The 23,823-nt window shown below is 56.8% G+C and carries 23 protein-coding genes and 5 tRNA genes; 20 read left to right on the top strand and 8 right to left on the bottom strand.

Annotated elements, in window-relative coordinates; genetic code table 11:
* Positions 1-19: 19 nt before the first annotated feature.
* The 5 genes from gutM to srlA all read right to left on the bottom strand — a co-directional run bounded on the left by gutM (position 20) and on the right by srlA (position 3,203).
* Positions 20-379, bottom strand: coding sequence for a transcriptional regulator GutM (gene gutM / locus EAE_RS01650; protein WP_015703248.1), 360 nt, complete (start codon positions 377-379; stop codon positions 20-22).
* A 124-nt stretch (positions 380-503) separates the two neighbouring features.
* Positions 504-1,283, bottom strand: coding sequence for a sorbitol-6-phosphate dehydrogenase (gene srlD, locus EAE_RS01645; protein WP_008806161.1), 780 nt, complete (start codon positions 1,281-1,283; stop codon positions 504-506).
* A gap of 12 nt (positions 1,284-1,295) precedes the next feature.
* Positions 1,296-1,658: a PTS glucitol/sorbitol transporter subunit IIA gene (gene srlB, locus EAE_RS01640; RefSeq protein ID WP_015703247.1), complete on the bottom strand. Its 363-nt coding sequence runs from the start codon at positions 1,656-1,658 to the stop codon at positions 1,296-1,298.
* A gap of 13 nt (positions 1,659-1,671) precedes the next feature.
* On the bottom strand, positions 1,672-2,643 hold the full coding sequence (gene srlE, locus EAE_RS01635; RefSeq protein WP_015703246.1) for a PTS glucitol/sorbitol transporter subunit IIB: 972 nt from the start codon (positions 2,641-2,643) through the stop codon (positions 1,672-1,674).
* Positions 2,640-3,203, bottom strand: a complete 564-nt coding sequence (srlA, locus tag EAE_RS01630; protein WP_015370048.1) for a PTS glucitol/sorbitol transporter subunit IIC — start codon at positions 3,201-3,203, stop codon at positions 2,640-2,642. Before srlA ends, srlE begins: the two co-directional genes overlap by 4 nt.
* Positions 3,204-3,479: 276 nt before the next feature.
* Here srlA and mltB point away from each other — a divergent pair, with 276 nt between their 5' ends.
* The 20 genes from mltB (at position 3,480) to EAE_RS01530 (ending at position 19,209) form a co-directional block, all read left to right on the top strand.
* Entirely contained in the window at positions 3,480-4,559 is a 1,080-nt protein-coding gene (gene mltB / locus EAE_RS01625; protein ID WP_020078114.1) for a lytic murein transglycosylase B, read from the top strand.
* Positions 4,560-4,864: 305 nt separating this feature from the next.
* Complete coding sequence (locus EAE_RS01620) at positions 4,865-5,575, top strand: metal ABC transporter ATP-binding protein (protein ID WP_072033712.1); 711 nt, start codon at positions 4,865-4,867, stop codon at positions 5,573-5,575.
* The gene (locus tag EAE_RS01615; RefSeq protein WP_015370052.1) at positions 5,572-6,435 is read left to right on the top strand and encodes a metal ABC transporter permease; all 864 of its coding nucleotides are present in this window, start codon (positions 5,572-5,574) and stop codon (positions 6,433-6,435) included. Before EAE_RS01620 ends, EAE_RS01615 begins: the two co-directional genes overlap by 4 nt.
* 7 nt (positions 6,436-6,442) lie before the next feature.
* Positions 6,443-7,321, top strand: coding sequence for a metal ABC transporter substrate-binding protein (locus EAE_RS01610; RefSeq protein ID WP_015703242.1), 879 nt, complete (start codon positions 6,443-6,445; stop codon positions 7,319-7,321).
* 138 nt (positions 7,322-7,459) lie between these two features.
* The gene (gene pncC, locus EAE_RS01605) at positions 7,460-7,957 is read left to right on the top strand and encodes a nicotinamide-nucleotide amidase (RefSeq protein WP_015703241.1); all 498 of its coding nucleotides are present in this window, start codon (positions 7,460-7,462) and stop codon (positions 7,955-7,957) included.
* An 89-nt stretch (positions 7,958-8,046) separates the two neighbouring features.
* The gene (gene recA, locus EAE_RS01600; RefSeq protein WP_015370055.1) at positions 8,047-9,105 is read left to right on the top strand and encodes a recombinase RecA; all 1,059 of its coding nucleotides are present in this window, start codon (positions 8,047-8,049) and stop codon (positions 9,103-9,105) included.
* 70 nt (positions 9,106-9,175) lie between these two features.
* Positions 9,176-9,676, top strand: coding sequence for a recombination regulator RecX (recX, locus tag EAE_RS01595; protein WP_015703240.1), 501 nt, complete (start codon positions 9,176-9,178; stop codon positions 9,674-9,676).
* Between the two features lie 251 nt (positions 9,677-9,927).
* Complete coding sequence (gene alaS, locus EAE_RS01590) at positions 9,928-12,555, top strand: alanine--tRNA ligase (RefSeq protein WP_015703239.1); 2,628 nt, start codon at positions 9,928-9,930, stop codon at positions 12,553-12,555.
* Positions 12,556-12,918: 363 nt separating this feature from the next.
* On the top strand, positions 12,919-13,104 hold the full coding sequence (gene csrA / locus EAE_RS01585) for a carbon storage regulator CsrA (RefSeq protein ID WP_000906486.1): 186 nt from the start codon (positions 12,919-12,921) through the stop codon (positions 13,102-13,104).
* Positions 13,105-13,441: 337 nt separating this feature from the next.
* Positions 13,442-13,534: transfer RNA gene (locus EAE_RS01580), tRNA-Ser, on the top strand.
* Positions 13,535-13,538: 4 nt separating this feature from the next.
* Positions 13,539-13,615: transfer RNA gene (locus EAE_RS01575), tRNA-Arg, on the top strand.
* A gap of 150 nt (positions 13,616-13,765) precedes the next feature.
* Positions 13,766-13,842: transfer RNA gene (locus tag EAE_RS01570), tRNA-Arg, on the top strand.
* A gap of 189 nt (positions 13,843-14,031) precedes the next feature.
* Positions 14,032-14,108, top strand: a tRNA-Arg gene (locus EAE_RS01565).
* Between the two features lie 178 nt (positions 14,109-14,286).
* Positions 14,287-14,363: transfer RNA gene (locus tag EAE_RS01560), tRNA-Arg, on the top strand.
* 295 nt (positions 14,364-14,658) lie between these two features.
* Complete coding sequence (locus EAE_RS01555) at positions 14,659-14,973, top strand: BON domain-containing protein (RefSeq protein ID WP_015370060.1); 315 nt, start codon at positions 14,659-14,661, stop codon at positions 14,971-14,973.
* A gap of 126 nt (positions 14,974-15,099) precedes the next feature.
* Entirely contained in the window at positions 15,100-15,666 is a 567-nt protein-coding gene (gene yqaB / locus EAE_RS01550) for a fructose-1-phosphate/6-phosphogluconate phosphatase (protein ID WP_015703238.1), read from the top strand.
* Complete coding sequence (locus tag EAE_RS01545; protein WP_015370062.1) at positions 15,663-16,091, top strand: YqaA family protein; 429 nt, start codon at positions 15,663-15,665, stop codon at positions 16,089-16,091. Before yqaB ends, EAE_RS01545 begins: the two co-directional genes overlap by 4 nt.
* A 66-nt stretch (positions 16,092-16,157) precedes the next feature.
* Entirely contained in the window at positions 16,158-17,714 is a 1,557-nt protein-coding gene (gene gshA, locus EAE_RS01540; RefSeq protein WP_015370063.1) for a glutamate--cysteine ligase, read from the top strand.
* Between the two features lie 163 nt (positions 17,715-17,877).
* A complete protein-coding gene (gene luxS, locus EAE_RS01535) occupies positions 17,878-18,393 on the top strand; it encodes an S-ribosylhomocysteine lyase (protein ID WP_015370064.1) in 516 nt (171 codons plus the stop codon).
* A 48-nt stretch (positions 18,394-18,441) separates the two neighbouring features.
* Positions 18,442-19,209: an AraC family transcriptional regulator gene (locus tag EAE_RS01530; protein ID WP_015370065.1), complete on the top strand. Its 768-nt coding sequence runs from the start codon at positions 18,442-18,444 to the stop codon at positions 19,207-19,209.
* Here EAE_RS01530 and leuA read toward each other — a convergent pair.
* The 3 genes from leuA to emrA form a co-directional block, all read right to left on the bottom strand.
* A complete protein-coding gene (leuA, locus tag EAE_RS01525; RefSeq protein ID WP_015703237.1) occupies positions 19,206-20,864 on the bottom strand; it encodes a 2-isopropylmalate synthase in 1,659 nt (552 codons plus the stop codon). The two genes, EAE_RS01530 and leuA, sit on opposite strands and share 4 nt — an antisense overlap.
* Positions 20,865-21,001: 137 nt before the next feature.
* A complete protein-coding gene (gene emrB, locus EAE_RS01520) occupies positions 21,002-22,540 on the bottom strand; it encodes a multidrug efflux MFS transporter permease subunit EmrB (protein WP_015703236.1) in 1,539 nt (512 codons plus the stop codon).
* A gap of 15 nt (positions 22,541-22,555) precedes the next feature.
* Entirely contained in the window at positions 22,556-23,728 is a 1,173-nt protein-coding gene (gene emrA / locus EAE_RS01515) for a multidrug efflux MFS transporter periplasmic adaptor subunit EmrA (RefSeq protein ID WP_015370068.1), read from the bottom strand.
* Positions 23,729-23,823 lie beyond the last annotated feature (95 nt).

Here is a 23,823-nt window from a genome sequence, read left to right as displayed (position 1 = left end):
ATTAACTTTCACAACGAAATTATGCATGTTTCGGATTAAGCGCTAATGATAGTGCATTCTGACAGAGCGGATCATTGGGAAAGATCACATCAGGCTGCAATTCCTCGAGATGTTTACCGCTAAGCGTGGGGATTTTTTGCGGACTGGCGAAGACGGTGAGTCCCTTCATCAACAGCGTATCGCAAATACGATCGTTTTCATCGACGGCGATAGCGACAATCGCGCGCGGTTTAAAGCGCCCGGAGGAGCGGCCGACGCCGACGCGGCCCTGCTGGCAAAGGCTATCAAAGGCGCGATTGAAGCGGCGGATCTGCCAGCCGCCGAACGCCAGTTGGCAAAGCCAGGCAATAGCGGCGACGGTAATGAGTGCGGTAACCATAATGTCTCCTGAAGGTGTGATGCCGGGTACACCCCGGGTGCCGTTTTTTGTCGGGTGGCGGCTAACGCCTTACCCGACCTACAGTTTTGTTGCCCGGATAAGCGCAGCGCCATCCGGGAACCTTTTAAAACATCACCTGGCCGCCGGTGACGTTAATCGACTGCCCGGTGCAGTACGATGCCTGCGGGCTGGCGTAGAACATCAACACGTTCAGCACATCCTGGTAATCGCAGCCGCGTTTCAACGGCACCTTATCGATGTAGTACTGCTCGACTTCGCTCTCATCAATGCCGAGCTTGGTGGCGTACTGCGGCAGCAGCGACTGGAACATCGGTGATTTCAACAGATTGCCGAGCATCAGCGAATGCACGGTAATGCCGTATTCCGCCAGATCCAGCGCCAGCGACTGGGTCAGCCCGACGCCGCCGAACTTCGCCGCGCTATAGCCTGAGTTATGCTTACTGCCGACTTTGCCGGATTTCGAGTTGATCTGAATGATGCGACCTTTAATGCCATCGCGGATCATCAGCCGTGAGAACTCGCGGGCGCAGAGGAAATAGCCCACCAGGTTGACCTGCAGCGAGCGGTCAAAATCGCCCAGCGCGAAGTCGCTAATAAAGGCGGCCTTAGCGATACCGGCGCTGTAGACCAGGAGATCGACGCGCGTGAAAATCTCATCCACGCCGTGAGCCAGCGCCGTGACGCTGGCTTCGCTGGTGGCGTCGGCGCCGAAGCCGTATGCCGTACCTTCGCCATATTCAGCGTTGATCTCCTGGGCGACGCGGCTGGCTTTTTCACTTTGGATATCGACCACCGCCACGCGGTAGCCCTCGGCGGCCAGACCGCGGCACAGAAACTCTCCTAAGGTTTGTCCGCCACCTATGACAACAGCAACCTGATTCATCTTTCTCTCCTTCTAAGCAACAAATTTCAGTACACAGCCGGTCGCGATGGCGTCCGGTACCGGGCCCGCGACGTGAACGGTTCCGGGAAACTCCGCCTGACGATGGCCGTCAAAGCGCAGGGTGATGTGGCCCAGCTCGCGCAGGTTTTGCTCGGCGACCTCGCCGACGGCGGTCACCGGATAATGCCGATCGCCGAGCTGTAGCTCTGCGCCCGGGCGCAGCTCGCCGCACAGCTCGCCGTGGTTGTGAATAAAGCAATACTCTTCGATATCCGCCGGGGCGCCCTCGCGGAAGGTAATGAGCATCTGTTCTTCCAGCGCCGTCGCCGCGCTGGCGCCGATACGGGTAATAGTGGTGTGGTAAATGACGGTCATCTTCAGGAACCTCTTATTGGTAAATAAATCCGGAAACGAACCACGCGATCAGCACGGTTGGCGCGCCGGTGAGGAAGCGGCTGACCAGCACCGACGGCACGCCGACGCGCACGGTATCCTGACGGGCTTCGGCCAGCGACAGACCTACCGGGATAAAATCGCAGGCGGCCTGGGCATTAATGGCAAACAGCGCGGGCAGGGCGAGATGCGGTGGAATGTTGCCAAGGCCGATCTGGACGCCAATCAGCACGCCGATCACCTGGGCTATCACCGCGCCGGGGCCGAGAAACGGCGATAACAGCGGGAAGGAGCAGATCAGCGCCAGCGTCACCAGCCCCAGCGGATGGCTGGCGAGCGGCGCCAGGCCGTGGGCAATCCAGTCGCCGATGCCGGAGGCCATGATGATGCCGATCAGCGCCGAGACAAAGGCCATAAACGGCAGAATGGTTTTCAGCACCGTATCAATGGTATCGCGCCCGGCCTGGAACAGTACCGCGACCACTGAACCCATCCCCATCCCGACCTTAGCCAGCAGGCCGTCGCTCTGTTCGGTAATCTTCTTGCTGGCATCGTAATCGCGGCCCGCGGCGGGGAGTGGTTGCACTGCCGTCTCGCCGCTATCTTCCAGCAGTTTGATGTTCTCTTCTTTGACTCCGGAGACGTAAATATCTTCGACGATATACTGCGCCAGCGGCCCGGATTTACCGGTGGCGTGGATGTTGATGGTCGGAATACGGCGCTTCGGGTAGAGGCCGCAGCGCAGGGTGCCGCCGCAGTCAATAATGGCGATGCCAATTTCGCTTTCCGCCGGTTCACCTTCTTTAAATCCATCAACCGCCTGCCAGCCGGTCAGGCTGGCGAGCGTATCGACGATCGCCGGGCGGGTGCCTGCGGTGATATAGACAATCTTTTTGCCCTCAACGACGTCGAGTTCAAGCGGGCCGCCCCAACCGCCGATTCCTTTTTCAATACGAATACGGGTCATGATGTCGCTCCTGACAGACGCACTTTCTGGTCAAGTTGAATCGCCATTTTTCTCTCGAAAATAGAGGTGGTCAGGTCGGTGACCCAGCCGCGGAAGAAGTTGGTTACCAGGCCAACCAGCAGGTAGCTCACCGCCAGCGGGCCAAGCGGCAGGCCTAGCGTGGTGAGGCCGTTGGCGATGCCGAGATAAACAAACAGCTCGCCGGGGTTGATGTGCGGAAACAGCCCGTTCATCGAATGACAGCTATAGGAGGCCGCCGCGTAGTAGCTCGGTTTGTATTTCTCCGGCATAAAGCGGCCAAGGCTTAAGGTCATGGGATTGCAGAAGACAAAGGTGCCGATGCAGGGCAGCAGCAGGTAACGGGTAAGCGGGTTGCCGGCGCAGCGCTGCGCCAGCTTTTCGATCCGCTGCTGGCCGATAAAGTTGATCAGCGCGTTCATGATCACCAGCAGGCTTATCAGCAGCGGCAGGATACCGGTCACCATACCGGTAAACACCTCGCCGCCTTTCTGAAACAGGCCGATGAACCACTCAGCGCCGTGGGTAACGATTTCAATCATTGTTCTCTCCTTCAGCGTGTTATTTTTCTTGCTAACTGGAGGCTGATTTTAATCACTTTGAAAGGTTTAAAAGTGTTAAATTGATCGCAAAATGAAAGATAAATATTTTATTTTGAAAGTTTGTTCGCGATGAGTGAAAAAATTAACGTGCGGATCGAATGCGGATAACGTGCAAAAAAAGAACTATTTTGTCTGCAAATGTATTGCCGCTTCCTTGTTGGCGGGCGCATGCTTTACCATAATTACCCTTTGCCGATTTTGTTAAATGGAATTCCCATGTTGAAGCGTCGCTATCTGGCTTTACTCCCTTTATGTGCACTTCTGGCTGCCTGCAGCAGCAAACCTAAGACCCCCGCGGAAGCGGAGATGGCGAGCGGAACCGGCGGCTTTTTGCTGGAACCGCAGCATAACGTGATGCAGATGGGCGGCGATTTCGCCAATAACCCAGCGGCGGCGCAGTTCATCGATAAGATGGTGGCGAAGCACGGCTTCGATAGACAGCAGCTCCAGGAGATCCTGTCGCAGGCTAAGCGCCTGGACTACGTGCTGCGACTGATGGATCGCCAGGCGCCGAGCGGGCTGCCGCCGACCGGGCCAAACGGCGCCTGGTTACGCTATAAGAAACAGTTTATTACGCCGGATAACGTGCAGAACGGCGTGGTGTTCTGGAACCAGTATCAGGACGCGCTGAACCGCGCGTATCAGGTCTACGGCGTACCGCCGGAAATCATCGTCGGCATTATCGGCGTGGAAACCCGTTGGGGCCGGGTGATGGGCAAAACCCGCATCCTCGATGCGCTGGCGACGCTGTCGTTTAACTATCCGCGCCGCGCTGAATACTTCTCCTCTGAGCTGGAAACCTTCCTGCTGATGGCGCGCAGCGAAAGCGATGACCCGCTGGATCTGAAAGGCTCCTTTGCCGGCGCGATGGGCTACGGCCAGTTTATGCCGTCGTCGTATAAGCAATACGCGGTGGACTTCAACGGCGACGGTCATATCAACCTGTGGGATCCGGTTGATGCCATCGGTAGCGTGGCGAACTACTTTAAACAGCACGGTTGGGTGAGCGGCGATACCGTCGCGGTGCAGGCGCTGGGCCAGGCGCCGGGTCTGGATAACGGCTTTAAAACCAAATACAGCGTTTCACAGCTGTCGGCGGCGGGATTAACTCCAACGCAGCCGCTTGGCAACCATCAGCAGGCCAGTCTGCTGCGGCTGGATATCGGCACCGGGTACCAGTACTGGTATGGTCTGCCGAACTTCTACACTATCACCCGATATAACCACAGCACCCACTACGCGATGGCTGTCTGGCAGCTGGGGCTGGCGGTTTCGCAGGCCCGCGGCGGGTATTGATCCTTTCATCCAGCCGACATATTTCGAGTTCCCCGGATGGCGGCGCGTAGCGCCTTATCCGGGCTACGGTCTGGTATCCGGTTGGTAGCCCCGGGACGCCGCGCTTATCCATCCGTTTTTTCCCTTCTGCATGCCTTTTGTTGACCTTTGTTACATTTCCTCTTGCTGACGCAGATTTACATTCTTTTCTGAATCCCATATTGTTATGTTATAACATTTTATTGGGGCGGGAATATGTTCACATCGGTTTTTATGGCATCCGGCGCGGCGCGCGTGGCAATCGCCTGCGGACTGCTGGCGGCGCTATGGCTGGCCACATGGTGGGCGGTGGCGCTGCCATGATTGAGTTGGATCATCTGGTTGCCGGGTATGAAGGCATGGCAATCACTCCGGCGATGAGCGGCGTGATTGCGGCGGGAAGCCTGACGGCGATTGTCGGGCTTAATGGCTGCGGTAAATCGACGCTGCTGAAAACGCTGGCTGGATTTATTCCGCCGGTTAGCGGCCGGCTGAACTGGCGCAAAGGGCGGCCCGTGGTTGGCTGGCTGGCGCAGCGCCATGCCCTGGAATCACAGTTTCCGCTGCTGGTGCGCGATGTCGTCAGTCAGGGGGCCTGGCCGCGGGTCTCGCTGCTGCGCGGTCTGGGCGGCGACGAGCGTCGGCGCATCGCCGCGGCGCTTGAGCGGGTGGGGATCAGCGCGCTGACTAATACGCCAATTGAAGAGCTCTCGGGCGGCCAGTTCCAGCGTATGCTCTTTGCCAGGGTGATGGTGCAACAGGCGCCGCTGGTGATGTTGGACGAGCCGTTTACCGGCGTCGATGAGGCCACCAGCCGCGAGCTGATGGCGCTTATCGTCGATATGCACCGCCAGGGGCAAACGATACTGGCGGTGCTGCACGATAACCAGTGCGTGGCCGATTTCTTTCCCGAGACGCTGCTGCTTGAACCCCAGCACGCGCGCTGGGGCGAGACGTCAAGCGTGCTTCCCGCCTTCAACACCGCGAGGCAGGCATGATCTGGCATACCTTTTTTCAACCTTTTATTGAATTTGGCTTTATGCGCCGGGCGCTGGTGGTGTGCTTCGCGCTGTCGCTGAGCACCACCATGTTAGGCGTGCTATTGCTGCTGCGACGGATGAGCCTGATGGGCGATGCGCTGTCGCACGCCATTCTGCCGGGAGTGGCGGCGGGTTATCTCCTTAACGGCATGTCGCTGCTGGCGATGAGCGTTGGCGGATTTATCGCCGGGATCGCGGTGGCGCTGGTGGCGGGGTGGGTCAGCCGGCGAACGCCGCTGAAAGAGGACGCCAGTTTTGCCGGGTTTTACCTCGGCTCGCTGGCCCTTGGCGTCACGCTGGTCTCGCTGCGCGGCTCCAGCGTCGATCTGCTGCACCTGCTGTTCGGTTCGATTCTGGCGGTGGATAGCGACGCGGCGTTCTTTGTCACCGGCGTGGCGAGCCTGACGCTGCTGTGCATTGCGCTGTTTTATCGCGGGCTGGTCAGCGAGGCGTTCGATAGCGCCTGGCTACAGGTCAACGCGCGGCGGCTACCGGCGCTGCTGCACGGCCTGTTTCTCGCGCTATTGGTACTGAATCTGGTGGCGGGGTTCCAGGTGCTCGGCACGCTAATGGCGGTAGGGCTGATGATGTTGCCCGCGGTAGCGGCGCGCTGCTGGGCACGAACGCTGCCGGGCATTTTGTTGCTGGCGGCGGCGATCGGCGCGTTTTGCGCCTGGATGGGATTGAGCCTTTCGTGGGCAGTGAATTTACCCGCCGGGCCCGCCATCGTGCTGACCGCCAGCGTACTGTTTTTTATTTCAGTGTTTTTTGGCACGCGCAGCCGGCTGGTCGTTGGCTGGCGCAAATTAATGGGGTAAGGAAATGATGAAACGAAGTGCAGTGGTGATGGCGTTAGCCGTGGGGCTGATGGCGCAGGGGGCGATAGCAAAAACGCTGAACGTGGTAAGCAGTTTTTCGGTGCTGGGCGATATGGTGCAGCAGGTCGGCGGCGAGCATGTTCATGTCGATACGCTGGTAGGGCCGGATGGCGATCCGCACACCTTTGAACCTTCACCGAAGGATAGCGCGCTGCTCAGCAAAGCCGACGTGGTGGTGGTCAACGGGCTTGGTCTGGAAGGGTGGCTGGATCGGCTGGTGAAAGCGTCCGGTTTTAAGGGCGAATTAGTGGTGGCGTCAAAAGGGGTTAAGACGCATACCCTCGATGAAGACGGTAAAACGGTGACCGATCCGCACGCCTGGAATAGCGCCGCTAATGGCGCGTTATACGCGCAGAATATCCTTGATGGCCTGGTGAAAGCCGACCCGCAGGATAAAGCGGCGCTCCAGAGCCGCGGTAAGCGTTATATCGAGCAGCTGACGGCAATTGACGGCTGGGCGAAGGCGCAGTTTAGCGCCATCCCGCAGGTGAAGCGTAAAGTGCTGACCAGCCATGATGCTTTCGGCTATTTTGGCCGCGCTTACCACGTGACGTTCCTTGCGCCGCAGGGACTCTCATCCGAGAGCGAAGCTAGCGCGGCGCAGGTGGCGGCGTTGATTAAGCAAATCAAAGCCGATGGCGTGCATACCTGGTTTATGGAGAACCAGCTGGACCCGCGTCTGGTGCAGCAAATCGCTGGCGCGACGGGGGCGCAACCGGGCGGCGAACTCTATCCGGAAGCGCTGTCTAAGCCGGGCGGCGTGGCCGATAGCTACGTTAAAATGCTGCGCCATAACGTCGAGCTCATCGTCAATAGTATGAAGTAACGGGTTGTCTGGTCGTCCTGGTTGCAGCGGGACGGCCCATTTTTGGATCCCCCCTCGTAAAATCACCAGCTCGTCCCCATATCTCTGCCGAAAGTGCTATCTTTGATGGCCTCTTTATCTGGCTTAAGCGGGGCGAAAATGACCGATTCAGAATTAATGCAGCTAAGCGAACAGGTTGGGCTGGCGCTGAAAGCGCAGGGCGCGACGGTGACCACCGCGGAGTCCTGCACCGGGGGCTGGATAGCCAAAGCGCTGACCGATATTGCCGGTAGCTCAGCGTGGTTTGAGCGCGGTTTCGTGACCTATAGCAACGAAGCCAAATCGCAGATGATTGGCGTGAGCGAAGTGACGTTACTGGATAACGGCGCGGTGAGCGAACCGGTGGTTGTCGAGATGGCAATTGGCGCGCTACGCGCGGCGCGCGCCACCTATGCGGTATCGGTCAGCGGTATCGCCGGCCCGGACGGCGGCAGCGCGGAGAAGCCCGTCGGCACCGTGTGGTTCGGCGTCGCCTGTGCGAACGAGCAGGGCGTGACCCGCCGCGAATGCTTTGCCGGAGACCGCGAAGCGGTGCGTCGTCAGGCGACGGCCTATGCGTTAAATCTGCTCTGGCAACAATTTCTACAAAATACTTGATACTGTATGACCATACAGTATAATTGCCTCAACTGAACAAATATTAACGGCGAAGCGAACGCGCTTCACCTCGCATGACAGGAGTAACAATGGCGATCGACGAAAACAAACAGAAAGCGTTGGCGGCAGCACTGGGCCAGATCGAAAAGCAATTCGGTAAAGGCTCCATCATGCGCCTGGGTGAAGACCGTTCCATGGACGTGGAAACCATCTCCACCGGTTCGCTTTCTCTGGATATCGCGCTCGGCGCAGGCGGTCTGCCAATGGGCCGTATCGTTGAGATCTACGGGCCGGAATCATCGGGTAAAACTACCCTGACGCTGCAGGTTATCGCCGCAGCGCAGCGTGAAGGCAAAACCTGTGCGTTCATCGATGCCGAACACGCGCTGGATCCGGTATATGCCCGCAAGCTGGGCGTTGATATCGACAACCTGCTGTGCTCCCAGCCGGATACCGGCGAGCAGGCGCTGGAAATCTGTGACGCGCTGGCGCGTTCCGGCGCGGTAGACGTTATCGTCGTCGACTCCGTGGCGGCGCTGACGCCGAAGGCGGAAATCGAAGGCGAAATCGGCGACTCTCACATGGGCCTCGCGGCGCGTATGATGAGCCAGGCTATGCGTAAACTGGCTGGTAACCTGAAGCAGTCCAACACGCTGCTGATCTTCATCAACCAGATCCGTATGAAAATCGGCGTGATGTTCGGTAACCCGGAAACCACCACCGGTGGTAACGCGTTGAAGTTCTACGCTTCCGTGCGTCTGGACATTCGCCGCATCGGCGCGGTGAAAGAGGGCGACAACGTTGTCGGCAGCGAAACCCGCGTGAAAGTGGTGAAAAACAAAATCGCCGCGCCGTTCAAACAGGCTGAATTCCAGATCCTCTACGGTGAAGGCATCAACTTCTTCGGCGAGCTGGTTGACCTCGGCGTGAAAGAGAAGCTGATTGAAAAAGCGGGCGCCTGGTATAGCTACAACGGCGACAAAATCGGTCAGGGTAAAGCGAACGCAATCTCCTGGCTGAAAGATAACCCGGCGGCGGCGAAAGAAATTGAGAAGAAAGTTCGCGAACTGCTGCTCAACAACCAGGACTCCACGCCGGACTTCGCGGTTGACGGCAACGACGCAGAAGAAACCGAACAAGATTTCTGATATCGTCTAAAAGAGTGACAAAGGGCTGCTGATGCGGCCCTTTTGCTTTTCTTAGATTATCGAGGTGCCTGTGACTGAGACTTCACCACGCCGCTCCGGCTATGCGCGTCTGTTGGATCGCGCAATTCGTATTCTGGCGATGCGCGATCATAGCGAACAGGAGCTGCGGCGTAAGCTGGCGGCGCCGGTAATGAGTAAAAACGGCCCTGAAAAGCTGGACATCACGTCGGAAGAGCTCGAACAGGTTGTCGGCTGGTGCCTGGAAAACCGCTATCTTGATGACCAGCGTTTTGTTCGCCAGTTTATTGCCAGCCGGAGCCGCAAGGGCTATGGGCCGGCACGTATCCGCCAGGAGTTGAATCAAAAGGGCATTGGCCGCAGCGACATCGAAAGCGCGATGCGCGAGTGTGAAATCGACTGGGCGGCGCTGGCCAAAGAGCAGGCGCAGCGTAAATACGGCGAACCGTTACCTACCACCTTTACTGAAAAAGTTAAAATCCAGCGATTTTTGCTGTACCGCGGCTATCTGATGGAAGATATCCAGGAAATCTGGCGAAATTTTGCAGATTGACCCATCGGGGATTTTACTTCCCTCTAAAGAAAACTTATCTTATTCCCACTTTATTCCGTCGGGCCGCTGCTTGTGATTGCATAATCAGCGTCCAGGGCGATTATTCCTTATACACAAAATCATTCAAGCTGCATCACGGCGGCAAGAGAGAACAGCTTCTGGGGCGTACGTGAGTTCACTACCGGGAGAGGACGTTCCGCCAGGTCAGAGGCGACTTGAAGGATGAAGTGTAGCTTGATTTCAGGATAATTATGAGCAAGAGCACCGCTGAGATCCGTCAGGCGTTTCTCGACTTTTTCCATAGTAAGGGACATCAGGTAGTTGCCAGCAGCTCCCTGGTGCCGCACAACGATCCGACCCTGCTGTTTACCAACGCCGGGATGAACCAGTTCAAGGATGTCTTCCTTGGTCTCGACAAACGTAATTATTCGCGCGCGACCACCGCGCAGCGTTGCGTGCGTGCGGGCGGTAAACACAACGATCTGGAAAACGTCGGTTACACCGCGCGTCACCACACCTTCTTCGAAATGCTGGGCAACTTCAGCTTCGGCGATTACTTCAAGCAGGATGCCATCAAATACGCATGGGAACTGCTGACCGGTGAGAACTGGTTCGCCCTGCCGAAAGAAAAACTGTGGGTTACCGTTTACGAGACCGATGACGAAGCTTTCGACATCTGGGCCAATGAAGTGGGCGTTCCGCGCGAGCGTATTATCCGCATCGGCGACAACAAAGGCGCGCCGTTTGCTTCTGATAACTTCTGGCAGATGGGCGATACCGGTCCGTGCGGCCCATGCACCGAAATCTTCTTTGACCATGGCGACCACATCTGGGGCGGCCCTCCGGGAAGCCCGGAAGAAGATGGCGACCGTTACATTGAGATCTGGAACATCGTCTTCATGCAGTTCAACCGTCAGGCTGACGGTACCATGGAGCCGCTGCCGAAACCTTCCGTTGATACCGGTATGGGGCTGGAGCGTATTGCCGCTGTTCTGCAGCACGTTAACTCCAACTATGACATCGACCTGTTCCGCAACCTGATTGCGAGCGTGGCGAAAGTCACCGGCGCGACCGATCTGACTAACAAGTCGCTGCGCGTTATTGCCGATCACATTCGTTCCTGCGCATTCCTGATTGCTGATGGCGTGATCCCGTCGAATGAAAACCGCGGCTACGTGCTGCGTCGCATCATTCGCCGCGCGATTCGCCACGGCAACATGCTGGGCGCGAAAGACACCTTCTTCTGGAAACTGGTTGCTCCGCTTATCGACGTGATGGGCGCCGCCGGTGAAGAGCTGAAACAGCAGCAGGCTCTGGTTGAGCAGGTGCTGAAAACCGAAGAAGAGCAGTTTGCGCGCACACTGGAGCGTGGACTGGCGCTGCTGGATGAGGAACTGTCGAAGCTTAAAGGCGACACGCTGGACGGCGAAACCGCCTTCCGTCTGTATGACACCTATGGCTTCCCGGTTGACCTGACTGCGGATGTCTGCCGCGAGCGCAACATCAAGGTTGACGAAGCAGGCTTTGAAGCCGCGATGGAAGAGCAGCGCCGCCGCGCACGTGAGTCCAGCGGTTTCGGCGCTGACTATAACGCGATGATTCGCGTTGACGGCGCATCGGAATTTAAAGGCTACGATCATCTGGAGCTGAACGGCAAAGTTACTGCGCTGTTCATCGACGGCAAAGCGGTTGATAGCGTCAGCGCGGGTCAGGATGCGGTTGTAGTCCTTGACCAGACGCCGTTCTATGCGGAATCCGGCGGTCAGGTAGGCGATAAAGGCGAACTGAAAGGCGCTGGCTTCTCCTTCGCGGTCAGCGATACGCAGAAGTACGGCCAGGCTATTGGTCATATCGGTAAAGTCGCCAGCGGTTCCCTGAAAGTGGGTGACGCGGTGCAGGCCGATGTCGATCAGGCTCGCCGTCAGCGTATCCGTCTCAACCACTCCGCGACGCACCTGATGCACGCGGCGCTGCGCCAGGTCCTCGGTACCCACGTGGCACAGAAAGGCTCACTGGTTAACGATAAAGCGCTGCGTTTTGACTTCTCGCATTTTGAAGCGATGAAGCCGGAAGAGATTCGTGCGGTAGAAGATCTGGTCAACGCGCAGATCCGTCGTAACCTGGCTATCGAAACCAATATTATGGATATCGATGCCGCGCGTGAATCCGGCGCAATGGCGCTGTTCGGCGAGAAATACGACGATCGCGTTCGCGTACTGCGGATGGGCGATTTCTCCACCGAGCTGTGCGGCGGTACTCACGCGGCGCGTACCGGTGATATCGGCCTGTTCCGTATTACCTCTGAATCCGGTACCGCCGCAGGCGTGCGCCGTATTGAAGCGGTGACCGGCGAAGGGGCGATTGCCAGCCTGCATGCGCAGAGCGATCAGCTCAGTGATATCGCGCAGTTGCTGAAGGGCGATAGCCACAGCATCGGCGATAAAGTTCGCGCGGCGCTTGAGCGTACCCGTCAGTTGGAAAAAGAGCTGCAGCAGCTGAAAGAGCAGGCTGCAGCGCAGGAGAGCGCTAATCTCTCCAGTAAAGCCGAAGAAATTAACGGCGTTAAGCTGCTGGTCAGCGAGCTGGCCGGCGTTGAGCCGAAAATGCTGCGTACCATGGTTGATGATCTGAAAAACCAGCTCGGTTCGACGGTCGTTGTATTAGCTACGGTAGCGGATGGTAAGGTTTCTCTGATTGCAGGTGTGTCTAAGGATGTGACAGACCGCGTGAAAGCAGGGGAGCTGGTTGGTATGGTCGCCCAGCAGGTGGGCGGTAAAGGGGGCGGTCGTCCGGATATGGCGCAAGCCGGCGGTACCGATGCGTCTGCTCTCCCTGCTGCGTTAGCCAGTGTGAAAGGCTGGGTCAGCGCAAAACTGTAATAACTATAAACGCATTTACCCTAAATAATTCGAGTTGCAGGAAGGCGGCGACGCAGCGAATCCCCAGGAGCTTACTCAAGTAAGTGACTGGGGTGAGCGAGGAAAGCCAACACACATGCAACTTGAAGTATGACGGGTATAGGTGCCGTAACCAGAGGGTTACGGCACCTTGCGTCATAAGTACTGATAACGATAAAGTCGGGTTGAAGTTGTGTAGATCGGCTAAACTTAGGTTTAACAGAATGTGATGCCGTGACTGCTTACACCGCGAGGTGTTTGTCATCGCTTACTTTTTGGCGTTATATGATGGATAATGCCGGGATGCGAGAGACCCGACTCTTTTAATCTTTCAAGGAGCAAAGAATGCTGATTCTGACTCGTCGAGTTGGTGAGACCCTCATGATTGGAGATGAGGTCACTGTGACAGTTTTAGGGGTTAAGGGTAACCAGGTACGTATTGGTGTCAACGCCCCTAAAGAAGTCTCTGTACATCGTGAAGAAATCTACCAGCGTATCCAGGCTGAAAAATCCCAGCAGTCCAGTTACTAAGCTTTCCGCGCCTCGCTTTATTGTGAGGCGCATCCCTCCGGCGGTCGTTTTTCTCTTTTCTTCTCCTGTTTCTTCTCTCGCGACATCCTCTCTTTTGTTTTTATTCGCCGTACGTCATTTTTCGTTGTCGCTTTTGAGTGGCCGTAAAGGGCTATTTCCTGTTGATAAAATACTCTTTTTGCCGTTTTTGCAGGCTAATTGCGCGTGAAGTGTGCAAACGGAAAAAGCTCTCGAAAAATTGTTTGACTTATAAGTCTCAGAAAGTAATATGTGCGCCATCGCAGCGACGAAGAGCAGAAACAAGTTCTTCGAAGCACTCGCAAGAGGCGTGTTGTGTGGTGAGGTGGCCGAGAGGCTGAAGGCGCTCCCCTGCTAAGGGAGTATGCGGTCAAAAGCTGCATCCGGGGTTCGAATCCCCGCCTCACCGCCATTTTGCATCCGTAGCTCAGCTGGATAGAGTACTCGGCTACGAACCGAGCGGTCGGAGGTTCGAATCCTCCCGGATGCACCATCTTCTCTCTGTAAACAGAAAGAAGAACGCTGTGAAAGCAGCGGCCCGCAGTGCGAGGCGTAATCGAGTCACTCTACCGATTACTCCATCATACTCAGTGTGGCATGTGTTAGTTGTGACACTGACGCGTAGTAAAGCAAGTTTCCCGATGCATCCGTAGCTCAGCTGGATAGAGTACTCGGCTACGAACCGAGCGGTCGGAGGTTCGAATCCTCCCGGATGCACCATATTCTCCTTAGTAACAGCCATACCGTTGTTACATGGTCTGCGAAATTTTCGCCAGCACCAGGGAGGATAACGTTGCATAAGCAACGGCCCGTAGGGCGAGGCGTAGACGAGTCATCCTCCCGGATGCACCATTCTTGCCTGATTCTGAATTGTTCAGATGAATTATGTAGTAAACTAGTTATTCCGATGCATCCGTAGCTCAGCTGGATAGAGTACTCGGCTACGAACCGAGCGGTCGGAGGTTCGAATCCTCCCGGATGCACCATATTCTCCTTAATAACAGCGACGACGTTGTTGTATGGTCTGCGAAATTATCGCAAGCACCAGGGAGGATAACGTTGCGTAAGCAACGGCCCGAAGGGCGAGGCGCAGCCGAGTAATCCTCCCGGATGCACCTTCATACCTGATTCGGATTAATTCTGTAGTAAACTAGCTTTTCCGATGCATCCGTAGCTCAGCTGGATAGAGTACTCGGCTACGAACCGAGCGGTCGGAGGTTCGAATCCTCCCGGATGCACCATATTCTCCTCAGTAACAGCAATCTCGATTGTTGCATGGTATGCGAAATTATCGCGAGTACCAGGAAGGATAACGTTGCGTCAGCAACGGCCCGTAGGGCGAGGCGTAGCCGAGTAATCCTCCCGGATGCACCATCTTCTCTTCAATAAAACTCTCCAATTTTCATCCCATCAGTACGACGCATTTTATCTCCTCGATAATCAACACATTTCTTATTGGCAAGTCGCTCTTTCCACTATAATTTATCCCTGTAGATCTACCTGAACCGGGTGTGATGAATGCAAGGAGAGAAATCAATGAAATGGTTCAAAGCAATACCTGCCTTTTGCGCAACGCTTCTGGTCGCCGTATCTCTGGCAGGCTGTGCCGGATCGTCCACCAAAGAAAGCACCGGCGGTTATATTGACGATACCGTGGTAACTACCAAGGTAAAAAGCGCGCTGTTTAACGAAAAAGATATCAAATCCTCAGAAATTAGCGTGCAGACCTTTAAAGGCCGCGTACAGCTGAGCGGTTTCGTATCGTCGGCTGAGAGCGCTAAACGGGCGGTAGAGGTCACCCGTCGCGTGCAGGGCGTGCGCGTGGTTGAGAACGACCTGCGAATCAAATAATACCGTTTTCGCTATCCCGAGTTGATTAAGGCGCCTGCAGGCGCCTTTGCTGTCTCTGGCTCCCCCGCGACAAAACCCGCCTTTTGCGATACAGTAACGTTTCCTTATCCGGTTTGTGAGAACACGATGTACCAACGTTACGCAGGACTGATTTTCGATATGGATGGCACCATCCTCGATACCGAGCCGACGCATCGTAAGGCATGGCGTGAAGTACTGGGCCGTTACGGTATGCGTTTTGATGAGAAGGCCGTGGTCGCGCTCAACGGTTCTCCAACCTGGCGTATTGCCCAGGCGATTATCGAGCTGAATCAGGCTGATTTAGATCCGCATCGTCTGGCGCAGGAAAAGACCGTCGCCGTCAAAGCGATGTTGCTGGATAGCGTACGCCCGTTACCGCTGATAGAGGTGGTAAAAGAGTGGCATGGCCGTCGCCCGATGTCGGTCGGTACCGGTAGCGAAAGCGCTGTTGCCGAAGCGCTGCTGGCGCATCTTGGCCTGCGCCACTACTTCTCCGCGGTGGTGGCTGCCGATCACGTGGCGCAGCATAAGCCTGCGCCCGATACCTTCCTGCTGTGCGCGGAGCGCATGGGCGTCGCACCGGAAACCTGCGTGGTCTTCGAGGATGCCGACTTCGGTCTGGAGGCGGCGAAGCTCGCGGGTATGGATGCTGTGGATGTGCGTCTGTTGTGAGCGACGCGCTGTCGCTCCTGTCGCTTTTTGCCAGCAGCTTTTTAAGCGCCACTTTACTGCCCGGTAACTCAGAAGTGGTGCTGGTTGCTATGCTTCTTACGGGGGCAAGTCAACCGTGGATGCTGGTATTAATAGCAACAATCGGCAATAGCCTTGGAGGGGTAACTAACGTTATTCTGGGGCGCCTGTTTCCGCTGCGCAAGCAATCGCGCTGGCAGGAGAGGGCAACCGGCTGGCTTAAACGCTATGGCGCGGTGACATTATTATTGAGCTGGGCGCCTGTTATAGGCGATTTGCTGTGTTTACTAGCGGGATGGATGCGCATTTCCTGGGGACCAGTGCTCTTTTTTTTATGCCTTGGTAAGGCGTTGCGTTATATCGTCATAGCGGCGGCAACCCTTCAGGGCATGACGTGGTGGCACTAATTGGACTGATTGTTCAACCATTACAATTATGCTAATTCAAACGATTTCGACAGGCGGGAGGTCAAATTGATCCCGGATGTATCACAGGCGCTGGCCTGGCTGGAAAAAAATCCGCAGGCGCTGCAAGGCATTAAACGTGGGCTTGAGCGTGAAACGCTGCGCGTTAACGCCGACGGCACGCTGGCCACGACCGGCCATCCTTTAGCTTTAGGTTCGGCGCTGACCCATAAATGGATTACTACTGATTTTGCCGAAGCCCTGTTGGAGTTTATTACTCCAGTGGATGGCGATGTCGATCATATGCTGACTTTCCTGCGCGATGTGCATCGCTTCACCGCCCGCCAGCTCGGCGACGAGCGGATGTGGCCGCTGAGCATGCCGTGCTATATCGCGCCGGGTCAGGATATTGAACTGGCGCAATACGGCACCTCTAACGTTGGCCGGCTGAAAACGTTGTATCGCGAAGGGCTGAAAAACCGCTACGGCGCACTGATGCAAACCATTTCTGGCGTGCACTATAACTTTTCGCTGCCGATGGCGTTCTGGCAGGCCAAGTGCGGCGTGGAAGATGCCGAAAGCGGCAAAGAGGCGATTTCCGCCGGTTATTTCCGCTCGATTCGTAACTACTACCGTTTCGGTTGGGTGATCCCGTACCTGTTCGGCGCGTCGCCAGCGATTTGCTCCTCGTTCCTGCAGGGTAAACCGACGACTCTGCCGTTTGAGAAGGCCGGAAACGGCATGTATTACCTGCCATACGCCACTTCTCTGCGTCTTAGCGACCTCGGTTATACCAATAAGTCGCAAAGCAATCTCGGAATTACGTTTAACGATCTGCACGAGTATGTGGCAGGATTGAAGCGGGCGATTAAAACGCCATCGGAAGAGTACGCTAAAATCGGTCTTGAGAAAGACGGCAAACATCTGCAGATCAACAGCAATATTCTGCAGATTGAAAACGAGCTGTACGCGCCGATTCGCCCGAAACGCGTGACCCGTAGCGGTGAAACGCCGTCCGATGCGCTGCTGCGCGGCGGCATCGAGTACATCGAAGTGCGTTCGCTGGATATCAACCCGTTCTCGCCGATCGGCGTGGATGAGCAGCAGGTGCGCTTCCTCGATCTGTTTATGGTCTGGTGCGTGCTGGCCGATGCGCCGGAGATGAGCAGCAGCGAACTGCTGTGTACCCGCACTAACTGGAACCGGGTGATTCTTGAGGGCCGTAAACCGGGCCTGACGTTGGGGATTGGCTGTGAAAGCGCGCAGTTCCCGCTGGCGCAGGTGGGTAAAGATCTGTTCCGTGATTTACGTCGCGTGGCGCAAACGCTAGACAGCATCCACGGCGGCGAGGCCTATCAACAAGTGTGCGATGAGCTGCTGGCGTGCTTTGACGATCCGGAATTAACGTTCTCAGCGCGCATTCTGCGTTCTATGATTGAAGAAGGGATTGGCGGTACCGGGCGTAAGCTGGCTGATGAGTATCGTACGATGCTGCGCGATGAACCGCTGGAAATTTTAAGCGAAGAAGATTTTATCGCCGAACGTGATGCGTCGGTCGCGCGACAGAAGAAAGTGGAAGCGGAAGATAGCGAGCCGTTCGAGGCACTTTTAGCACGACACGCGTAGTAAAAAGCGCTACAAAAGAAAAAGGCCACATCACTGTGGCCAAACTTTCATCTCTGATTCAGGGATGATGATGATAATAAATGCGCGTCTTTCATATACTCAGACTCGCTGTTGAACGAAGAGTTCATTTTATTTTAAAAAAAATCACTATCGGAGGTGAAGAATGCCGTTGTTAGATAGTTTCACAGTCGACCATACCCGAATGGAAGCGCCTGCGGTGCGCGTCGCGAAGAAAATGAACACGCCGCACGGCGATCAAATCACCGTTTTCGATCTGCGATTCTGCGTACCGAACCAGGAAGTGATGCCGGAGCGCGGTATTCATACACTGGAGCACCTGTTTGCTGGTTTCATGCGCGATCACCTGAACGGTAATGGCGTGGAAATTATCGACATTTCTCCGATGGGCTGCCGTACCGGTTTCTACATGAGCCTGATTGGTACGCCGGAAGAGCAACGCGTGGCCGATGCCTGGAAAGCGGCGATGGCTGACGTGCTGAAAGTCAAAGATCAGAATCAGATCCCTGAGCTGAACGTCTACCAGTGCGGAACCTACACCATGCACTCGCTGGAGGAAGCGCAGGATATCGCCCGCCACATCATTGAGCGTGATGTTCGCATCAACAGCAACGATGAGCTGGCGCTGCCGAAAGAAAAACTGCAAGAACTGCACATCTAGTGCGCATGCGTCGGCCCGGCCATCGCGTCGGGCCGCTCTCCGCTTATCATGTCGACAACGCTCTCCTTTTCCTTCCAGCACCGCGCGCTGGTGCCATTTGCCCATGATTACGCCCACGGCGATAGCGAACCGATGCATTGCCACGACTGCGCTCAGTTATTGCATATTCTCAGCGGCGTGGTTCGGGTGGAAACGCCGGTCGGATTCTGGGTCGTGCCGCCGGGGCGCGGCGTCTGGCTACCGGCACATACGCCGCACGCGTTGCGCATAACCGGCAATGTGGCCGCACGGACGCTATTTATCGATCCGCTGGCCCGTGCCGATCTGCCCTCTACCTGCCAGATCGTGCAGATCTCACCGCTGCTGCGTGAGCTTATCGTCGCGTCGCTGGCGCTGGAAGAGCGCTATTTCCCCGGCACCCGCGATGAACGTATCTATGAGCTGATGCTGGATGAAATTCGCGGGATGTCGGTATTACCTTTCGGTTTGCCGGAACCGCATAGCGATAGCCTGCGTCGGTTATGCCAGCGGGTGCGCGAAGCGCCCGGTGAACCGTGGGGCAGCCGTGAGGCGGCGCAAGCAGGCGGAATGAGCGAGCGTACGCTGAACCGCCATTTTCAACAGCAGACCAGCCTGACGTGGAGCGAATGGGTGCGCCGGGCGAAGCTGATGGAGGCGCTGGTTCGCCTGGCGCAGGGGCAGTCGGTACTACGGGTAGCGCTGGATCTGGGTTACGGCAGTCACAGCGCTTTTAGCGCCATGTTCCGCCGGGTCATGGGGACCGCGCCCAGCGACTATTTTCGCCCGTTGGATTAATCCCTGGCGTGAACGGCATTACACAACGCCTGTAACGACGCGCGGGCAACGTCATTATCAATGCCGACGCCCCATCGACTTTCGCCATTGGCAAAGACGCAGCGAATATAGGCAACGGAGCGGCTGTCGCTGCGCGCCCCGAGGGTATGCTCGTGGTAGTCCTTGATAACGAAATGACGTTTTAACAGCGCGCTCAGGCCGTTAGCGGCGGCGGATAACAAACCGTTACCACGTCCGTTCAAGCGGCGGGTTTCGCCATTCATCCGCAGCGCAGCCTGTAACGTCAGTTCGCCATCCTGCTGGCCGTCGCTCTGATAGTCGAGTAACGCCAGCGTCGGCTGCGCCAGCAGGCCGTAACGGCTGCGAAACAGCTGCCATAATGCGTTATGGGTCATTTCTTTACCATGGCTATCCGTTTCTTGCTGAACGTACTGGCTGAAGTCCTGCTGCAACGCCCGCGGCAGCTTAAGACCGTGGTTCTGCTCAATCAGCCATGCGCTGCCGCTTTTACCTGACTGGCTGTTAACGCGGATCACCGCTTCATAGCTGCAGCCGATATCCTGTGGATCGATAGGTAAATACGGCATTTGCCAGCGATCTCCCGGTTTACGGGCATCAAACCCTTTTTTAATGGCATCCTGATGTGAACCCGAAAAGGCGGTGTAGGCCAGACTGCCTGCCCATGGATGACGCGGATGTACCGGGAGCTGGTTGCAGTTCTCGACGATCTCTACCACCCGATTCATCTGCGTAAAGCGCAACTGCGGATCCACGCCCTGGCTATAGAGATTCATCGCCAGCGTGACCAGACAGACGTTGCCGGTACGCTCGCCATTGCCGAACAGACAGCCTTCAACGCGATCGGCGCCGGCCATCACCGCCAGTTCGGCGCTGGCGACGCCGGTACCGCGATCGTTATGCGGATGCACGCTGATACATACATCCTGGCGGCGCGAGAAGTGGCGGCAAAAATATTCAATCCGATCGGCGTAGACGTTCGGCGTGTTGACTTCGACCGTTGCCGGGAGATTAATAATCATTGGCCGTTCGCCGCAGGGCTGCCAGATTTCCGCCACCGCTTCGCAGATTTCAAGGGCGAATTCCGGCTCGGTAAAACAGAAGGTTTCCGGTGAATATTCATATTGCCAACGGGTGTCCGGCTGCTGCTCGCAATGCTGACGAATAAGCCGGGTGGCGCGGGTGGCGAGCTCGATCACTTCGGCCTTTTCCATGCCGAAAACCAGCTCGCGAAACAGCGGCGCGGTGGCATTGTAGAGATGGATGGTCGCCTGCCGGGCGCCGCGCAGCGCTTCAAAGGTTCGTGCTATGAGTTCTTCCCGCGCCTGAGTCAGCACCTGAATGGTGACATCTTCAGGGATGCGCTGCTCCTCAATCAGCTGGCGCACAAAGTTGAAATCGGTTTGCGAGGCGGAGGGGAAGGCGACCTCTATTTCTTTAAAACCGCACTCCAGCAACAGATCCCAGAACTGCAGCTTACGCGCGGCGTCCATTGGTTCGGCCAGCGCCTGGTTGCCGTCGCGCAAATCGGTGGAAAGCCAGCGCGGCGCGGTAGTGATTTGCCGCTCGGGCCAGCGGCGATCGGGCAGGGCGATAGGCGGATAAGGGCTGTATTTTTCGCAAGGATTGGTCAGCATGGTGTTCTCCTGTAGTCGGAGCTTTATCCTGCATGACATAACCCATCGGCGGCTTTAGCGAAATGGACAGAAGCTAGCGCGAAATGGACAAGGTCGCGGCAATAAAAAAGGGATCCGCAGATCCCTTTTGTTAATACTTAGTGTGCGCCCCCGCCACCGCCGCCGGCGCTGAACGGCGGCCTGGCGAACCACACCAGGCCTAGCAGAAGGATAAAGATCCCCGCCGAAACCCAGAAGATTTCGTTGGCGGAGATAATCAACCCCTGGTTGGTTATCTGCTGGGCAATCCAGCCGGAAGCCTGCTGATGCGTCATTCCCATACCCTGCAGCTGATCGTACATCTGCTGGGCGTTGGGGTTGAACGGCGTCACCGACTCGGTGAGCTGCGCATGGTGCAACGCCTCGCGGTTGGTCCACATGGTGGTGGTAATTGAGGTACCGATGGAGCCGGCAAGGGTTCGGGTAAAGTTCGACAAGCTCGACGCCGCCGCCAGCCGCTCCGGCGGGAGGCCAGAGAGAGTGATGGTGGTCAGCGGCATGAAGAAACAGGCCACCGCAAAACCCTGGATAAACTGCGGCCAGGCCGATGCGCCGAAGTCCATTCCCGGTTCAAAGGTCCACGCGCGCCAGTAGAAGCACACCGCATACATAATAAAGCTGAAGGTCACCAGCCGCCGCATATCGAGCTTATGAGCAAAGCGGCCGATAATCGGCGACAGAATGACCGGGATCACTCCGACCGGCGCCGAAGCCAAACCGGCCCAGGTGGCGGTGTAGCCGTATACCTCCTGCAGAAGCTGCGGCAGCAATACAATGGCGCCGAAGTAGAGCATATAGGCCAGGCTGATACACAAACAGCCGATGGTAAAGTTACGCGACTTAAACAGCGACAGGTCGACTATCGGGTTATCGTCGGTCAGCTCCCAGACGATAAGGAAACTTATCGCCACCACCGCCACGATGGTCAGGATGATAATCTCGTTGGAAGCGAACCAGTCGAGCTCTTTACCGCGGTCGAGCATCACCTGCAGGCTACCGATCCCGATAATCAGCAACGCCAGCCCGACGCCGTCGATACGCCGCTGCTCGGTGCGGGTTTCACGGCCGCGCAGGGTCTGCAGCGTCATGAGAACCACCGCCACGCCAATCGGCACGTTGATGAAGAAGATCCAGCCCCAGTGGTAGTTATCGCTGATATAGCCGCCGAGAATCGGGCCGCAAATCGGCGCGACGATGACCGTCATCGACCACAGCGCCAGCGCGATTGAGCGTTTCGCTGGCGGGTAGTTGCTGAGCAGCAGACTCTGCGATAGCGGGATCAGCGGACCGGCGACGATCCCCTGAATCACGCGGAAGAAAATCAGCATCGTCAGGCTGTTCGACACCCCGCAGGCCCAGGAGGCGATAGCGAATGCCACCGTCGACCAGACGAAGAGTTTCACTTCGCCGACGCGCTTCGCCAGCCAGCCGGTAATCGGGATGGAGATAGCGTTCGCCACCCCAAACGAGGTGATGACCCAGGTTCCCTGACTCAGCGACGAGCCAAGGTTACCGGCAATGGTCGGAATAGCCACGTTGGCGATAGTGGAGTCCAGCACCTGCATGAAAGTCGCCAGCGACAGCGCAATGGTCATGATGACCAGTTGCGCGCCTTCGAGCGGTTTTTGCTGTTGCATTACGCTCACCCCGAATTATCCGGCGTTGGCCTGGATGATACCGTCGATCAGTTTATTTACCGGCTCAAGGCCGATTTCACGGGCATTACTTTCATAGACCGGCGAGCTTCGTACCTGGCTTGCCAGCATCTCGCCTTCGCGATTGCTGGTGTCTACTTCAACCAGCGTCGACAGGCCGATGCGCAGCGGATGTTGCGCCAGCTGTTTAGCATCTATCTCGATACGAACCGGCAGACGCTGGACGACTTTGATCCAGTTACCGGTGGCGTTTTGCGCCGGCAGCAGGGAGAAGGCGCTGCCGGTACCCATATCCAGGCCGACCACTTTACCGGTGTACTTCACGTCATCGCCGTAGATATCGCTGACGATGGTCGCCGGCTGGCCGATACGCATATGGGCGAGCTGGGTCTCTTTAAAGTTGGCGTCAACCCACAGGTTGGTGGCTGGAACCACCGCCATCAGCGGGGTAGTGGTACCGATCTGCGCGCCAGGCTGCACCGAGCGGCGAGAAACGTAGCCGCTAATCGGGCTGACGATTTGCGTACGCTGCAGCGCCAGCCAGGCGTTGCGGACTTCGGTCGCCGCCTGCAGCACCGCCGGCTGCTGTTCCAGTTTGGTGCCCAGTACGATTGCCTGATTGGCGTTGTACTGTTGAATGGCGACGTCGAGTTCGGCCTGCGCGCTGGCGACGGTGTCACGTGCGTGCTGCAGCTCTTCGCGGCCAATCAGGTTCGCGGCACCCAGCGGGATACGACGATTAAGGTCTGCCTGCGCCTGGGCGAGGGCGGTTTTTTTGACGTCAATATTCGCCTGCAGCTGCTTGCTGTTGATCATCTGCTGGCGAGTCTGGCGCACGCTTGCCGCCAGCTGGGTTTTGGCTTTTTCAAACGCCTGCTGGGCGTCGGTCTGGTCAAGGGTGACCAGCGGATCGCCTTGTTGCACAAAGTCGGTGTTGTCGGCCCAGACCTTAGTCACGCTGCCGGAAACCTGCGCCATGATCTGTACCTGGTTCCCTGCCACATAAGCGTCATCGGTCTCTTCATAATGACGCAGGACTAAAAACCAATAAATGCCGTAGGCTACGGCCACAATAACAAAGAGCAAGGTCAGGAGCAGAAGGGCGCCTTTGCGTTTCCCTTTCTTGCTGCCTGATTGCTGCGGAGTTTGGCTCGCCGCATTTTCGCTCATCTGATTCTCCACAATTTTACATTCTTATTATTTCACATCGGCTGAGCCGACCTGTTTACCAGAAAGGCCAGCAGAAGATCTGCTGGCCTGACCGT

Origin of the sequence: Klebsiella aerogenes KCTC 2190, from assembly GCF_000215745.1 — a bacterium.
GTDB classification, from domain to species: domain Bacteria; phylum Pseudomonadota; class Gammaproteobacteria; order Enterobacterales; family Enterobacteriaceae; genus Klebsiella; species Klebsiella aerogenes.
Note: the sequence above shows the minus strand (reverse complement) of the source record. Positions and strands in the feature narration are given on the sequence as shown.